This is a genomic window from Bordetella genomosp. 5 (assembly GCF_002261475.1).
Lineage (GTDB): Bacteria > Pseudomonadota > Gammaproteobacteria > Burkholderiales > Burkholderiaceae_B > Bordetella.
Genome location: NZ_NEVN01000006.1, coordinates 109,107 through 123,789, shown reverse-complemented (window position 1 = coordinate 123,789; position 14,683 = coordinate 109,107). Strand labels below are relative to the sequence as shown.

At 69.8% G+C, this 14,683-nt stretch carries 14 protein-coding genes; 5 read left to right on the top strand and 9 right to left on the bottom strand.

Annotated features, from left to right (window positions below; all coding sequences use genetic code 11):
* Nucleotides 1–9 precede the first annotated feature (9 nt).
* Entirely contained in the window at nt 10–1,470 is a 1,461-nt protein-coding gene (locus CEK29_RS12230) for a hypothetical protein (RefSeq protein ID WP_141218342.1), read from the top strand.
* 47 nt (nt 1,471–1,517) lie between these two features.
* Nucleotides 1,518–1,856 carry a hypothetical protein gene (locus tag CEK29_RS12225; RefSeq protein WP_094858253.1) on the top strand — a complete coding sequence of 113 codons (339 nt, stop codon included), beginning with the start codon at nt 1,518–1,520 and terminating at the stop codon, nt 1,854–1,856.
* An 18-nt stretch (nt 1,857–1,874) separates the two neighbouring features.
* Here CEK29_RS12225 and CEK29_RS12220 read toward each other — a convergent pair whose 3' ends face one another.
* From CEK29_RS12220 to CEK29_RS12210, 3 genes are all read right to left on the bottom strand, one after another.
* Nucleotides 1,875–2,813, bottom strand: a complete 939-nt coding sequence (locus tag CEK29_RS12220; protein WP_094858365.1) for a S66 peptidase family protein — start codon at nt 2,811–2,813, stop codon at nt 1,875–1,877.
* Between the two features lie 265 nt (nt 2,814–3,078).
* On the bottom strand, nt 3,079–4,053 hold the full coding sequence (locus tag CEK29_RS12215) for a Bug family tripartite tricarboxylate transporter substrate binding protein (protein WP_094858252.1): 975 nt from the start codon (nt 4,051–4,053) through the stop codon (nt 3,079–3,081).
* 40 nt (nt 4,054–4,093) lie between these two features.
* On the bottom strand, nt 4,094–5,425 hold the full coding sequence (locus tag CEK29_RS12210) for an arylsulfatase (protein WP_094858251.1): 1,332 nt from the start codon (nt 5,423–5,425) through the stop codon (nt 4,094–4,096).
* A 100-nt stretch (nt 5,426–5,525) separates the two neighbouring features.
* On the opposite strand from CEK29_RS12210, the gene CEK29_RS12205 reads away from it, so the two are divergent.
* Both CEK29_RS12205 and CEK29_RS12200 read left to right on the top strand, forming a co-directional pair.
* Nucleotides 5,526–6,419: a LysR family transcriptional regulator gene (locus tag CEK29_RS12205; protein ID WP_094858250.1), complete on the top strand. Its 894-nt coding sequence runs from the start codon at nt 5,526–5,528 to the stop codon at nt 6,417–6,419.
* 183 nt (nt 6,420–6,602) lie between these two features.
* A complete protein-coding gene (locus CEK29_RS12200) occupies nt 6,603–6,884 on the top strand; it encodes a peptidylprolyl isomerase (protein ID WP_094800050.1) in 282 nt (93 codons plus the stop codon).
* 178 nt (nt 6,885–7,062) lie between these two features.
* Here CEK29_RS12200 and chrA read toward each other — a convergent pair whose 3' ends face one another.
* The 3 genes from chrA to CEK29_RS12185 form a co-directional block, all read right to left on the bottom strand.
* Nucleotides 7,063–8,433: a chromate efflux transporter gene (chrA, locus tag CEK29_RS12195; RefSeq protein WP_094858249.1), complete on the bottom strand. Its 1,371-nt coding sequence runs from the start codon at nt 8,431–8,433 to the stop codon at nt 7,063–7,065.
* 46 nt (nt 8,434–8,479) lie between these two features.
* Nucleotides 8,480–9,175, bottom strand: a complete 696-nt coding sequence (locus tag CEK29_RS12190; RefSeq protein ID WP_094858248.1) for a nitrogen fixation protein NifQ — start codon at nt 9,173–9,175, stop codon at nt 8,480–8,482.
* A gap of 142 nt (nt 9,176–9,317) precedes the next feature.
* Nucleotides 9,318–9,854, bottom strand: coding sequence for a DedA family protein (locus tag CEK29_RS12185; protein WP_094800053.1), 537 nt, complete (start codon nt 9,852–9,854; stop codon nt 9,318–9,320).
* 242 nt (nt 9,855–10,096) lie between these two features.
* Between CEK29_RS12185 and CEK29_RS12180 the strand changes: the two genes are divergently transcribed.
* Complete coding sequence (locus CEK29_RS12180) at nt 10,097–11,020, top strand: ADP-ribosylglycohydrolase family protein (RefSeq protein ID WP_094858247.1); 924 nt, start codon at nt 10,097–10,099, stop codon at nt 11,018–11,020.
* Between the two features lie 130 nt (nt 11,021–11,150).
* Here the strand turns inward: CEK29_RS12180 and CEK29_RS12175 are convergent, their stop codons facing one another.
* The 3 genes from CEK29_RS12175 to CEK29_RS12165 form a co-directional block, all read right to left on the bottom strand.
* On the bottom strand, nt 11,151–12,419 hold the full coding sequence (locus CEK29_RS12175; protein ID WP_094800055.1) for a M28 family peptidase: 1,269 nt from the start codon (nt 12,417–12,419) through the stop codon (nt 11,151–11,153).
* Nucleotides 12,420–12,582: 163 nt separating this feature from the next.
* Nucleotides 12,583–13,572: a Bug family tripartite tricarboxylate transporter substrate binding protein gene (locus tag CEK29_RS12170; RefSeq protein WP_094800056.1), complete on the bottom strand. Its 990-nt coding sequence runs from the start codon at nt 13,570–13,572 to the stop codon at nt 12,583–12,585.
* Between the two features lie 164 nt (nt 13,573–13,736).
* Complete coding sequence (locus CEK29_RS12165; RefSeq protein WP_094800057.1) at nt 13,737–14,660, bottom strand: LysR substrate-binding domain-containing protein; 924 nt, start codon at nt 14,658–14,660, stop codon at nt 13,737–13,739.
* Between the last annotated feature and the right edge of the window lie 23 nt (nt 14,661–14,683).

Here is a 14,683-nt window from a genome sequence, read left to right as displayed (position 1 = left end):
AGCGGGCGCATGCCCCAGCAGCACACTGCACTGCCCACAGCGTACAACATGACCGCGCGCGCGCAGCGCCGCCGCCCGTTTGCCTTTGCCCGTGCCGCCGCGAAGGCGCTGCTGACGGCCGGACTGGCGAGTGCCGCCCTGAGCCTGCCGGCCGCCGCCGAGCCGCGGCTCATCTCCGATTACCTGATCACCGGCGATCTGCGCGCCTTCGTGTACGCCGAGCCCCTGAACAACGCGCGTGGCGAACAGCGCCTCACCGTGGTGGCGGGCGACCAGGACCCGCAGGTGCTCGGCGTGGTGAGCGACGAAGAGATCGACGTGTTCGACAGCCCCGATATCGATCGCGACGGATACAGCGATTTCGTCATCGGGCAATCCGGCGGCGTGCAGAACGTCATCACGCGGCTGTTCCGCTATCGGCCGCAGACACGCGACTTCGTCGAGATCGAGCACCCCGGTGGCGCCGCCAGTCCGTGCCGGGGCTTCGTGTCGCTGTCGATGCCCGAGGATCCCGACGAGCGGGAGTTTTACGGCAGCTGCCGCTACGGCGCGGGCGCCTACGGCATCGAACGCTACGGCTTCGCCCCCGATGGCACCCTGCGTGTCCTGCAGTGGCAGATCCCGGTCAGGCTCGATGGCATGGAGACGACCGACGTGATCACGCGCTTCAACGATGACGGCACGGTGGCCGAGATCGTGCTCGACAGCCCGGATCTGGCGCTCGGCCCCAAGGGCGAGGTGCTGGTCGGCCGGCTCGACCTGTACGATGCCCCCGATCCGACCCGCCGCAACGGCCAATCCATGGCGCGCGGCGATCTCGTCAAGATCCTCGACGGGCGTCCCGGCTGGCTTAAGATCGGCTATCGCAGCCCGCAGGGCGGCGCGGCCGACCTGCAGAAGTGGGTGCGTTACGACGACATGCTGTTCGACAAGTATGCGTATGCCGGCCCGGCCAGCACGCCGCAGGCGCTGTCGCTCTCGGTATTCGACTATTTCGGCAAGCCCGGCGAGGCCCTGCGCACGACGTTCACGCTCACGGTCGACAATCCGGGCAAGACGCCGGTGGCCTTGCAGTCGCCCAGCATCCGGCTGCTGTTCATCGACGAAAAAGGCAACCGCACCGTGCACACGCTCTACGAGCGCGAGCCCGTGACGCTGGGGCCGCGCGAGGACGACAAGCCGGGCCGCGCCAGCGGCCGTGCGACCGGTGGCAAGCGCTACAAGCCCGGCGCCACCTGGGACGACAACCCGGTGCAGTGGTTTCCCGCGCCCGACGGCAGCCGCCGGTACGTCATCGACAACAACGGCATTCCCGCCACCTTCCTGCCCGCGCTCGCGCCCGGCCACTACCGCATGATCGCGGTGCTGACCGATCCCGCGCTCGAAGGTCCGGTGTACGCCAATGAGGTCACGTTCGACTATCCGCTCGAAGCCGAGCAGATCGAAGAGCCGGGTGAAAGCGCGGGTTGATGCAGGCCCGATTGAACCGCCCCTGATCTCATCCACCGGAGTTCGCCATGATCCGCTTGCCCGCCGCGCGCCGCGCCACGTTTACCGCCCTGCTGGGCCTGGCCCTGGCCAGCGCGGCGGGCGCGGCCCGCGCCGAGAACGAGCTCGATTGTCCCGAGCTGGCCCAGGCCTTCGCCAAAACGTATTTCGCCTTTCCAACGCTCAAGACCGACACGATCGAACGCCTGGTGACCTGGCGCGCCTCGTGCAGCGCCAAACCGCCCAAGGGCGACGGCAACGTCAGCGCGCTGTGCCAGGCGGACCTGCCCGAGGGCGGCCAGGTGTTCTACTGGATCAAGACCGGCGTGAACGCCGAGTCCAGCGGCTACCAGATCTGCGACGAATAAAGGCCGCGCCGGGCCGGGTCAACGCACCACGGCCTGCTCCAGCTGCAGTCCGCCCTGCGCCGTGTCGAGCGTCACGCGCGCACCCAGGGGCAGAATCAGATTGGGATCGCCGTGGCCGCTCGGCCACGCGCCCAGCACCGGCACGCCCAGGTCGCGCAGGTTCGCCATCAGCAGCGGCTCGATCAGGGCCTGCGCTTCTTCGTCCGGCATGCGCAGCCCGAGCCGCGTGAAATTGCCCAGCAGAACGCCCTTCACCCCGTCGAGCTTGCCGGCCGCGCGCAGCTGCGCCAGCATGCGGTCGATCCGGGCCGGGTGTTCGTTCACGTCTTCGATGAAGAGAATCGCGTCGCGCGTGTCGATCTCGTAGGGCGTGCCCATGAGCGCGCTGATCAGCGCCAGATTGCCGCCGACCAGACGGCCGGTGGCGCGGCCCGCAGCCAGCGCACGCGGGGCGAATTCGGGCGGCGGCACGATCCAGCTGCCCGCGCCCACCGCGCCGGTGAGCATGGCGAAGGCCAGCGATTCGGTCGGCTCGGCTTTGCCGGCCAGCAGGTCCTGCGCCAGCATGGGCCCGTGGAAGGTCACGAAGCCGGCGCGCGCCTGGATGGCGAGGTGCAGTGCCGTGATGTCGCTGTAGCCGATGAAGGGCTTGGGGTTGGCGGCGATCAGTGCGCCGTCGAGGCCCGCCAGCAGACGCCACGATCCGAACCCGCCCTGCAGGCACCAGACCGCGCCGATGTCGGGCGCGCGAAAGGCATCGTGCAGATCGTCGAGCCGGGCCTCGTCGGGACCGCCCAGGAAGTCGTACGGCGCCTCCATGCGCAGGCGCGTGGCCGGCATCGGGACGGGCTCGTAGCCACGATCGAGCAACCACTGCACCGCTTCGTCGGCCGCCACGGGCGACCCCGAGGCCGGCGCCACGATCGCGATGCGCGCGCCCGGCTTGAGCGCCGGCACCGGCGCGCCCGCCGGCCCGCTCAACGCGTTGGGCGAGGCGGGGCGGGCCTGCCCCTGGCGCGAGCGGGCCGGCGCCGCGCACCCGGCAAGCAGCCCAGACAGGCCGAGCGCGGCCGCGCCCAGCATGAGACGGCGGCGCGGCGACGAAGAGAGTGTGGCGACAGCGGGCGCGACGGCGGCGCGGCGATCGAGTTCAGGCACGGGTGCGGCTTCCTGCATGACGATGATGCAGCGAGCCTAGCACGAGCGCCCTGCCCTCGCTGGCTCAGTCGCCCAGCTTGATCGCGCCGCTGTCGAGCAGCTTCTGCCACTTGGCGGTGTCATCGGTCACGAAGCCTTGCAGCGACGCGCGCGTGCCGCCCCCCGCCACCATGCCCGCGTTGAGCACCGCCGCCTGGAAGGCCGGCGCACGCACCGTCTGTTGCAACGTGGCATTGAGCGCGTCGAGCACGGCGGCATCGATGCCGGGCGACGCGGCCACGGAAAACCATTGACTCGCGTCGTAATCCGCGAAGCCCGATTCGGCGACGGTCGGCACGTCCGGCAAAGTATCGAGCCGCTGACGCGTGGTCACCGCGTAGGCCTTGAGGGTACCGGTCTTGATCTGCGGCAGCACGGGCGCCGAGCCGAGGATGGCGAGCGGAATCTGGCCGCCGGCCACGTCCGACACGGCCTGGCCGCCCCCCTTGTACGGGACATGCACGATGCGCGTGCCGGCAGACTGGTTGAGCAGTTCGCCCGCCAGATGCTGCGAGGTGCCGTTGCCCGAGCTGCCATAGCTCCAGGCCTGCGGCCGCGCTTTGGCGTCGGCCAGCACGGCCGCCAGGTCGGGCAGCGCACGCTGTGCCGGGCCCACCACCACCATCGGCCCCTGCGCCAGCAACATGACCGGCGCCAGCTCGCGGCCGATGGTGGGCTGCGGCGTCGGGTACACGAGCGGACCGGGCACAGTGATCAGGTAGCCGTCGGCGGCCTTGCTGCGCGCCACCTGCTGCAACGCGATCGCGCCCGAGGCGCCCGGCTTGTTTTCCACGACCACGTTCAGGCCGGTGCGGCTGGCGAGATCCTGCGCGGCGACACGCGTGAGGACGTCGGCCGTGCCGCCCGGCACGAATCCCACCACCCAGGTGATCTGCCGCGCGGGCCAGGCCAGCGCGGGCTCCGCCAGGGCCGGTGCGGTCAGCGTGAGCGCCGCGACGAATCCCCAGCCGAGGGCACTGCGACGGAAGCGATGTTTCATGTGTTCCCCTTGTATGCGAACGCCCGTCTGCGCGGGCGCGTCAGTCCAGGTCGGCTCGACCCGGCGTGGTGTTGGGATGCGCGGCGCACGACTGATTGAAGGCTTGCACCATCTTCAGCATCGGGCCCAGCACCCAGGTGTTGAAAATCAGGATGTCGCTCTCTTCCTTGGGATCCTGTTTGAGGTTGAAGAGGTAAGGCGATTCGAGCTTGCCCCGTCCTTCGTTGACCTCGGGCTCCCAGTAAAAATGCAGTTTCCAGTCGCGCCATTTCAGCGCGCGCAACTCGTTCTTGATGTAGAAGAGAAAGCCCTCGCGCGCCGAATCCGGCCGCGTGCCGCGGAAAAAGTCGGTCTGGTCGATGCCGTCGATGGGCCGATCCTGCGGGATCTGCGCGCCGCCGATGTGCGACAGCGTGGTGAAGAGGTCGGTCACGTGCACCATCTCGTTCGACACGCGGCCGGGTTCGACGGCGCCCGGCCAGCGGATGATGAACGGTACCCGCAGGCTGCCTTCCATGGCCGTGTGATAGGTGCCCGACCAGGGGCCGGCCGTGCCGCGATAGGGCTTGCGATACTCCGGGCCGTTGTCGCTGCAGAAGATGAACACCGTATCGTCGCGCAGCCCCAAGGCATCGACCTCGGCCATGATCTGGCCGACGCGATGATCCATCTCGACCATCGAATCGGCGAAGTCGCCGGCGCCGGTGCGGCCCGCGAAGTCGGGATGCGGCAGAGTCGGAAAGTGCAGATGCACCAGCGGCAGGTACAGGAAAAACGGACGGCCGGTCTCCGCATGCTCGCGCATGAAGGTCTGGGCATGCGTCACGAGGTCGGCGTCGATGCCGCGCCGGCTGTCCAGGTCGTAGACCTTCACGTTGGTCGACGCCTGCCCCGCCCGCCCTTCCATGATGTGGGGGATGTCCGCCACGGTGGGATCGAAGCCGATGGACGCGGTGAACTGGCTTTCGTCGGTGGTGCGCGGAATGCCGTACCAATGGTCGAAACCGCGATCCGAGGGATAGCGGCCCGGGATGTCGCCCAGATGCCATTTGCCGTAGTGCGCGGTGGCGTAGCCCTGGCCGGAGAGCTGCTGGGCCAGCGTGATCTCGTCGCGCGTCAGCCCTTGCGGCAGCCCCGGGGGCACGGACTGCAGGCATCCCGTGCGTATCGGATGGCGCCCGCTCATCAGGGCCGAGCGGGTCGGCACGCAGTCGCTCTCGACATTGAAGTTCTGCAGCAGCAGACCTTCGCGGGCGAGCTGATCGATGTGCGGGGTCGGCGCGCCGCGCAGTGCGCCCCCGCCATAACAGCCGAGCTCCCCCCACCCCAGGTTGTCGGCAACGATCAGGACGATGTTCGGTTGTTGAGGCATGGCGGGCACAGGTCTCCAGGTCGCGGGTATATCCCCGGATTCTAGGAGCGCCGCCGGGGCGTAATATTCCTGAAGCTATTGAGTCAGATTACTTTTATTCATGAATCTTTCCCTGCGAGACATCGAGTATTTCCTGGCCGCGGTGGCGCATCACAACCTCGAACGCGCCGCCGCGGCCTGCGGGGTCAGCCAGCCTGCCTTGTCGAAGTCGCTGCGTCGGCTCGAGGCGGACACGGGGCTGGTGCTGATGCGGCGCCACGGCCGCGGGCTGGAGCTGACCTCTGAGGGCACGGTATTTCTGGAGCACGCCAACAAGCTCTGGGCCGAGTATCGCGACGCCGTGCGCCACGCGATGGAGCTGCGCGTGGGCGAAGCGGGATTGCTGCGGGTCGGCGCGACCGGTGCCACGGTGGACAGTGTGGTCATGCCGGCCCTGCAACACCTGCTGCCGCGCAGGCCGGCGCTGCGCTTCCAGCTGACCCAGGGGCTCTCCGACGACCTCAATGCCCAGGTCGAAAGCGGCAGGCTGGATCTGGCCGTGACGCCCATCTACGCCGAGGGGCCGGCCACGCTGCGCCACGAGATCATGTTCGAAGACGGGCTTTGCGTGGCCGCGGGCCCGCGCCATCCGCTGGCGACGCGCGCCCGCATCAAGCTGCGCGATCTGAGCGGGCAGCGCTGGATCCTGCCCCGGCCCAGCTCCGTGGCGCGGCAGATGCTCGATGCGCGGTTCGCCGAGGCCGGGCTGCCGCTGCCCACGGCCGCGCTTGAGGTCGAGCATTTCTCGGCCGGGTCGTTGCGGCTGCTCGGCCGTTCGTCGATGCTGGCCGTCCTGCCGCGCAGCGCCGTGGTGGCGGGCGTCATCGTGCTGCCCGTTGCGCTCGATCCGCCGCTCCGGCGCAGCATCGCCCTCATTTCGCGGCGGGGCACGACCTGGTCGCCGCTGATGGACGAGTTTCGCGTGGCGGTGCTGGCCGCGGGCGCGCCGCCCTGAGCCGTGCCCCTCGCCGGCCCGGCCGCGCATAAAGACGTAAACTCGACAGACGGGGACGGCCGGCTGGCCGTTCCAGACGCCCGCCGTGATACTCGGTGGCCGGTCTTTGCGCGAGGGCCCTGCCCCGCGGACCGCGGCCCGAAGTGCAGTATCATCCCGGCACCTTTTTCAGGAGCAAGAACCATGGCACAAGCTACCGCCCGCCACATCCTGGTTTCGACCGAAGCCAAGGCCAACGAACTGAAGGAAGCCATCGCCAACGGCGCCGACTTCGCCCAAGTCGCGAAGGAAAACTCGTCCTGCCCGTCGGGCCGCAATGGCGGCGACCTGGGCTCGTTCGGCCCCGGCCAGATGGTCAAGGAATTCGACACCGTGGTGTTCAGCGCCCCGGTCAACGAAGTGCAAGGCCCGGTCAAGACCCAGTTCGGCTACCACCTCGTGGAAGTCACCAGCCGCCGCGACTGATCGCGCGCGCCTGACTGGCACCAGGGCCCCGCCGGCATCGTCCGCGGGGCCATTTTTATCGACGGCCCGACACCGCTGGCTGGCCCCGTGCGGGGCCGACCCCCGCCACTCAGGTGGTCGCGGCGGCTCGCGCCCCGGCCCGTCAAGAGCGGCGCGTCCGCGGACCACCCCGCCGCGCTCAGGCCAGCAGCCGCAGCGCCACCCCGACCGCGCCACACACGGCAATCACCTCGATCACGCCCCGCTTTGCCCACACCAGCGCCACGAAGGCGGCGATCGCGATGGCGGCCGCGGCGAGGTCCAGCCCGCCGGCCAGGCCCGTGGGCCACAGCGCGTGATAGCCGAAGAAGACGGCCAGGTTCACAATCACCCCGACCACGGCGGCCGTGATGGCGGTGAGCGCCGCCGACAGTTTGAAGTCGTGCTTGGTGGCCTCGACCAGCGGGCCGCCCGCCAGAATGAAGAGGAACGACGGCAGGAACGTGTACCAGGTGACCACCACGGCGCCGAGCGCGCCGGCCAGGACGGGACTCGCTTCGCCCAGGAGCTGCTGGCCGTAGCCGCCGAGAAAGCCGACGAACGCCACCACCATGATGAGCGGCCCGGGCGTCGTCTCGCCCAGGGCCAGGCCGTCCATCATCTGCGTGGCGCTCAGCCAGCCATAGTGGTCGACGGCGCCCTGATACAGGTAGGGCAACACCGCGTACGCGCCGCCGAAGGTCAGCAACGCCGCCTTGGTGAAGAAGGTCGCCATGTGCACATAGCCGTGGGTCCAGCCGAAGGCAGCGGCGAGCAGACCCAGGCTCACGCTCCACAGCAAGGCCCCGGCGAGCGCGACGCGCAGCAAGCCGGCCCAACGGAAGCACGCGTGCGGCGGCGTGGGCGTGTCGTCGTCGATCAGGGCCGGGCCATACCCGGCTCTGCCTGCCTTGTGCCCGCCCTGTGCCGCGAACAGATCCGGCCGCAGCCGCCCGCCCACGTAGCCCGCCAGCGCGGCCAGCGCCACGATGAGCGGAAACGGCGTTCCGAGCGCGAAGATCGCCACGAACGCGGAGGCCGCGATGGCCCACAGGGTGGGATTGCGCAAGGTGCGTCCGCCGATACGCCAGGCCGCATGCAGCACGATCGCCACCACGGCCGGCTTGATGCCATAGAAGATGCCCGCCACCCACGGCACGTCGCCGTGCGCCAGATACACCCACGACAATCCCATCAGGATGAACAGCGAGGGCAACACGAACAGCGTCCCGGCCACGATGCCGCCCCAGGTGCGATGCATCAGCCAGCCGAGATAGGTGGCCAGCTGCTGGGCCTCCGGACCGGGCAGCAGCATGCAGTAGTTGAGCGCGTGCAGGAAGCGGCGCTCGCTGATCCAGCGCCGCCGCTCGACCAGCTCGGTGTGCATGATCGCGATCTGCCCGGCGGGTCCGCCAAAACTGATGAAGCCGAGCCGCAGCCAGAACCAGAACGCCTCGCGCCACGGCACGGTGGCCGGGCGCTCGGCGGAGGCATCGATCGGTTTCGTGTGAGTGCGTTCGGCGTCGGTCATGGCGGATCAGGGCGAGGCCCGCCCGTTGCGGACCTTGCGCGCGAGCTTACCGCGTCCGGATGACATCGACCGGCGCAGCCGGCTGCGCGGTCGCCATCGGATAGCACTGCGCCTCTTCCTCGCAGCCCGCGCAGCCCGGCGCCGCTTGCGGCGGCAGCCCGGCCCGCTCGCGCGCGGCGTAAGCCAGGAATTTCTTCCAGCGCAGGTTGTGCACGTTGCGCTCCGGCAGGCCGGGATAGTGACGCCGCAGCAAGGCCGTGACGTCCTCGCGCCCGGCCAGTCCGAGGTCGCGCCAGAGGTGGTCGGTGCGCAGACAGGCGTGGATCAGGATGCGCGACACCCAGGGCGTGGTGCCGTGCGGCGCGGCGTAGGCGTCCAGCAGCGCGCCGGTCTGCGCGACGAACGCCCGATGTTCCTCCCGGGGAGGCGCGCCGGTGCCCTGCCGCGCGACCTGTTCCAGCATCAGGCCGGCGGTGGGGTCATCGCTTTGAAGGACGTGCGGAAACACGGCGGCCAGCAGCTCGCGCAACGCGCCGCCCGCCAGCCCGGTCCGGCCCAGGTCGCCCCAGGCCAGGCTCTTGGCCAGCACCGCGGCGAAGAACGGCGCATCCGGGTGGCCTGCGCAAGGCAGCGCGGCGCGCGGCGTCCCGGCATCGGATTGCCCAGCGCCGGGCGCCTCGAGAAGCGCGCGGGCAAACTGGCCTGTCGCCGTGGCAGTACGAACCGGGGTATCGGCGTCCATGCAGTGTCTCTTCAGGCGGATCGAGGGAATACGGATATTGCACCACAGGGTGCGCGGCGAGTTGGCCGGCGCGCGCCTGGCGGAACGCCTGGCCATGGTCCGCCTCGCGGGCGCCGGCCTTCCTGCGAGCAGAACGACGCCGCTAGAACCCCGCCCACTCCCGCAACTCGGGCAATCCCAGCGCGCCCGGCGCCAGCATGCCGAAGGCCCAGATCATGGCCGATGCCGCGTTGGCGATCTGGAAGGGTCGCAGCGGCATGGCGCAGATGCCGGCGACGAGCGGAACCACGGCACGCAGCGGTCCAAAAAAGCGCCCGATGAAGATGCCCCAGGCGCCCCACTTGCCGAAAAAAGCATGGCCGCGTTCGGCGATGTCGGGGTGACGCGAGAGCGGCCAGACGGCCAGCGCGCGATACTGATAGCGCCGCCCGATGGCGTACGACACCCAGTCGCCCAAATACGCGCCGAGCGCCGCCGCGGCCCACAGCGGCCAGAACGCCAGCCCGCTCTCGCCGATCAGGCCGCCGAGTCCGAACAGGATCACGGTGGCCGGCAGCAGCAGCGACAGAAAAGCCAAGGATTCGCCGAAGGCGAGCAGAAGAACGATGCACGCCGCCCAGTTGGGATGCTGGGCGGTGGTGTCGAGCACCGTCTGGATGAAATTTTGCAGGTCTGGCATGGTCGGCCGCTAGCATACTCCGCCCGCGCGGCGCGGGGATCCGGCATTCGGTTTCGTCCGTCGTGCCGATTCGACAAGCGCGCCACGGACGCGCACAATGCCCCGGGCTCGGCACGCACGCGACGGCGCGCGGGTGCCAAGCAAACGCCGTTCCCGACGCGGCCTCGCGCCAGGTCCCGGATCGGATGGCCGCGCGCCGATGGCGTGCAGCCCGACCGCAACACGAACACCGAGTACATCGAATGACCCAACTTTCCCGTCGAGAGCGCCTGCGCGGCGGCCTGCTTGGCCTGCTGGTGGGCGACGCGCTGGGCGTGCCGTACGAATTCCACGATGCCGCGGCCATTCCCGCGGCCCACCTTATCGACATGACGCCGCCCAAGGGCTTCGCGCGGGCGCATGCCAGCGTGCCGCCGGGCACCTGGAGCGACGATGGCGCGCAGGCGCTGGCGCTGCTCGACGCGCTGCTGCAGGACCGCAAGCTCGATCTCGCCCACTTCGCCACCAATCTGCTCGCCTGGTATCGCCAGGGCGCCTACACGCCCGACGGCGTCGTCTTCGATGTCGGCATCCAGACGCGCGCCGCCCTCGACGCGCTCGCGGACGGCACGGCGGCGCCGCTCGCCGGCCCGGCCGGTGAACGGGACAACGGCAACGGTTCGCTGATGCGCTGCCTGCCCGCCGTGCTGGTCGCGGCCTCGTACGACGAAGCCGTGAGCCTGGCGCGGCGCCAGAGTCTGGTCACGCACGGTCATGCGCGCTCGCTGCTGACCTGCGCGCTCTACGCCCTGACCGCGATGCAATTGCTCGACGGCCGGGCCCCGGCCGACGCCGTGCGCGCCGCCGAAGACGAGCTGCTGGCGCGTTGCGACGGCACGACCGAGGAAGTCGAATTGAAGGTGGTGCTAGATGGCCGGTACGTCGCCCCGCAGGGTTCGGGCTATGTGGTCGACAGCTTCTGGTCGGCCATTCATTGCCTGCTTTCCACCGACACCTACGAGGCCTGCATGAAGCGGGCCGTGGCCCTGGGCAACGACACCGACACGACCGCGGCCATCGCCGGCGGCCTGGCCGGCCTCGCTTATGGCGAAGCCGCCCTGCCCGCTGCCTGGCTCGACGCCCTGCGCGGGCGCGGCCAGGTCGAACGCTGGCTCGTGCAACTCTGACCGGCAGCGGCCGCCGGCCGAGCCGCCGCGGATCGCGGGGCGGCCATCCGCGGGGCGGCTACTCGCGGGGCGGCGCTCTATGCGGCAAGACCCGCGGCAAACCCCGCGCCAAGACCCGCGCGTGAGCGCTTCAGCGCGCCGCCAGTCCGGCGAGGTCGGCGTCGCTCATCTTGAGCGCCACTTCGGCGAGCGCGCAGGTCACCGCCACGGCCTGACGCAGTTCGCGTTCTTCGATGATGCCCGGCACGTCGCCCGCCGACAGAATGCGGTTGACGCGCGACTCCGGCTTGCCGAAGCCGGCGGTCAGCCGCAGCGCCGGAATGCCATGACGCGCGAAGTTGGCGTGATCGGAGTTGGGCATGAGCGGCAGCCAGGTGCCCACAGGCACTGCGGCCGCGGCGCTGGCCTTGGCAACCACGCGCTCGAGCATCGGGAAGTCGCTGATCAAAGCCGTGAGCGACATGTCGCCCGCCACGGTGTCCAGGTTGATGTCGATCTTGATCCGCTCGCGTTCGGCCGGATCCATATCGGCGAGATAGCGCGCCGAACCGGTCAGTGCCCATTCCTCGGCGCAGAAGAAGCAGATCCGCAGGCTGGGCGTGTTGGGGCCCACGCGCTCGGCGAGGGCCCGCGCCGCGGCCAGCGCCGCCGCCACGCCGGTGGCGTTGTCCAGCGCGCTGGTGCCGAGGTCGTGGCCGTCCATGTGCGCGCTGATCACGACCACGCCGTCGCGGCCGCCCGGAATCTCGGCGATGCCCACGCTCGCCTGGGCACCGTCCAGCTCTTCGCCACGCAGCACGAGGCGCACACGCGCCTGTCCCTGCGCGCACGCGGCCGACAGACGCTGCGCGCTTTCGTAATCGGTATAGGCCGCCGGAATACCCACCGTGCCGCGCGCGCGGCCCGATGAACCGGACAGCACGCCCTGCCCCGGCACATTATTGGCGATCAGGAAACCCACCGCGCCGGCCTGCACCGCCGCGTCGTACTTGCGGCGGCGGTGCACGTGATCGCCGGTGAACGGAAACTCGTGGCGCACCAGCGCGATCTTGCCGCGCACCGCGTCGCCGACGCGCGCGAAGTCGTCGGGCCGGCCGCGCCCCAGATCGATCACCTCGGCCTCCAGCCCGCCATCAGGCGTGCTTTGCGAACGCAGCAGCGCGCGCACCGGCAAGGCCGTGTCGCCGAGCGCGAGCGTCGCCTCGAGACAGCGCCAGCCGTCATACGGCACATGCACGTGGCTGATGTGCGGCGCGATGGACCGCAGCCGGTCCAGCGCCCAGGCCATCGCGGCGTCGTCCTGGCCGCTGCCGGACATGCGGCCGCCAAAGGCGCAGAGGGTCTCGAAATCATTCATCAGGGCCGCGTCGGCGGCCGCGGCTTCCAGCCAGGCTTGCATCGTCTTGTCTCTCGATGGATGACGGGCGCTACTTGAGGCGCCCGTCGTATCGTCACTCAGGCACCGTGGCGAGCCACGGCGCCGGTATAAAAAAGCGTGTCTGGCGCAGGGTCAAACCGGCGGGGTAACTCCACGATGCCAGGCCACGCGGAAACGCATCGCGTCACTCGAACTTGATGTCGGCGCGCTTGACGACGTTTTCCCAGCGGGTGAAGTCTTCGGCGAGCAGGCCCTTGAGCGCGGCCGAGCTGGTGTCGGCGGGCGCGCTGACGCCCACGCTCACCAGCCGCTGCTGCACGGGCGCGGCCTGCATCACGGTTTTCATCGCGGCTTCGAGCTTGGCCTGCACGTCGCCCGGGGTGCCGGCCGGCGCCATCAGGCCCCACCACGTCTGCACCGTCATGTTGGGCACGCCCAGCTCCTGGAAGGTCGGCACGTTCGGCGTGTCCTTCATGCGCTCGGGCGAGGAGACCGCGATCGGCGTGATCTTGCCGCCCTGGAATAGCGCGGCGGCGGTCGGCATGGTCGTGAAGCTGACCTGAATCTGCCCGCCCGCCAGATCGTTCACCGAGGCCGAGGCGCCCTTGTACGGGATGTGCACCAGCTTGGTGGCCGTGTTCTGCATGAACAGCTCGGCCATCAGATGGGTCAGCGAGCCGTTGCCGCCCGAGCCGATCGAAATGCTGGCCGGCTTGTCCTTGGCGGCGGCGACCAGCGCCGGCACCGTCTTGGCCTCGAACGCCGGATTCACGAACAGGTACATGGGCGACACGCCGATCAGCGAAATCGGCGCGAAGTCCTTGCGGGCGTCGTACTTCACGCGGTCGGCATACAGGGCCGGCACGATGGTGAACGGCACGTCGGCCAGCAGCAGGGTGTAGCCATCGGGCGCCTCGTTCGCGACGTAGGCCGTCCCGATCATCGAGCCGGCACCGGCCCGGTTCTCCACCACCACGGGCTGACCGAGCTCTTTGGCGAGCTGATCGCTGATGCCGCGCGCCAGCACGTCGGAGCTGCCGCCGGCCGCGTACGGCACGATCACACGGATGGGCTTGTCGGGCCAGGCGGCCTGGGCCGGCGCGGCCGCGGCCAGCATCAGAGGGAACAGCGCCGGCAGCAGGCGCGTGGAGAGCGAGGTCTTGAGCTTGTGCATGAGAAGGGCCGATCAATTCGTAACTAGGTGCGACCATTCTGGCAAGCACCTCGGCGTCCGGCAAAGGAAGTTTTCGCATGCGCCATTCCGAACTGGAATATCGGCATGCTTGCGGCTCGCCCCTCCCGTCCGGCGGCGAGGCGCGGCGGACGCCCCGCGCCGGCTCAGCCCTGGGCCAGATGGGCCCGGACCGCCTCGTTGAGCGTCTGCGCGCGCTCGGTGACCCAGTCGCAGAACGCGTCGGCGTAGGCGCCGCCCACGTTGGGCCGCGGCTGCATCAGATAGTAGCCATGCCGGCTCTCGACGGTCTCGCCCAGCGGCCGCACGAGCGTGCCGTCGCGCAAGGCGTCCAGCACCATGCACAGCGGCACGATGGCCACGCCCAGCCCGTTCAGCACGGCCGGCATCAGCACCGAAAAGCCTTCGTACTCGGGCGCGGTCGCGGCCGGCCCGGACCACAGCGGCGCCACTTCCGCGCGCCACTCGTCCCAGCTGTACCCACGCTGCGCGCGCTTGAGCAGCGGCACGCCGTCGAGATCCTCGACCTGGCGCACCGGATGGCGCGCCAGCAGCCGCGGCGCGGCCACCAGCGTCATCTCCCGCCCGCACAGGTAATGGGCCGACATGCCCGCCACATGGCCGGAATGCAGCTGGATCTCGGCGTCGAAGCGCTCGCCCTGATCGCGGCCGTACAGCAGACGCGGCCGGATGTTCACGCGCACCTCGGGATGCTGCTCGAAAAACTCCGACAAGCCCGGGATCAGGCAGAACTGCGCGAAGGAAGGCGAGACCGCGATGTTGAGCGCCACGCGGCTCATGGGATGCGCGACCAGCGCGTCGGCCTCGTCGATCAGCCGCACCGCCGCGCTGATGCGCTCGTGATACAGCGCGCCGGCGTGGGTCAGGCGCAGGCCGTTGGGCAGGCGTTTGAACAGCGCGATGCCCAGCCGGGCCTCGAGCGCCCCGATGTGTTTGCTGACGGCGCTCTGCGTCAGGTGCAGGCTCTCGGCGCTGCGGCTGAAATTCAGGGTGCGCGCCGCGGCCAGGAAAATCCGTAACGTGATCAACGAGTTGCGCGAGCCCTTCATGACGTCGATACCCCTTTATCGTG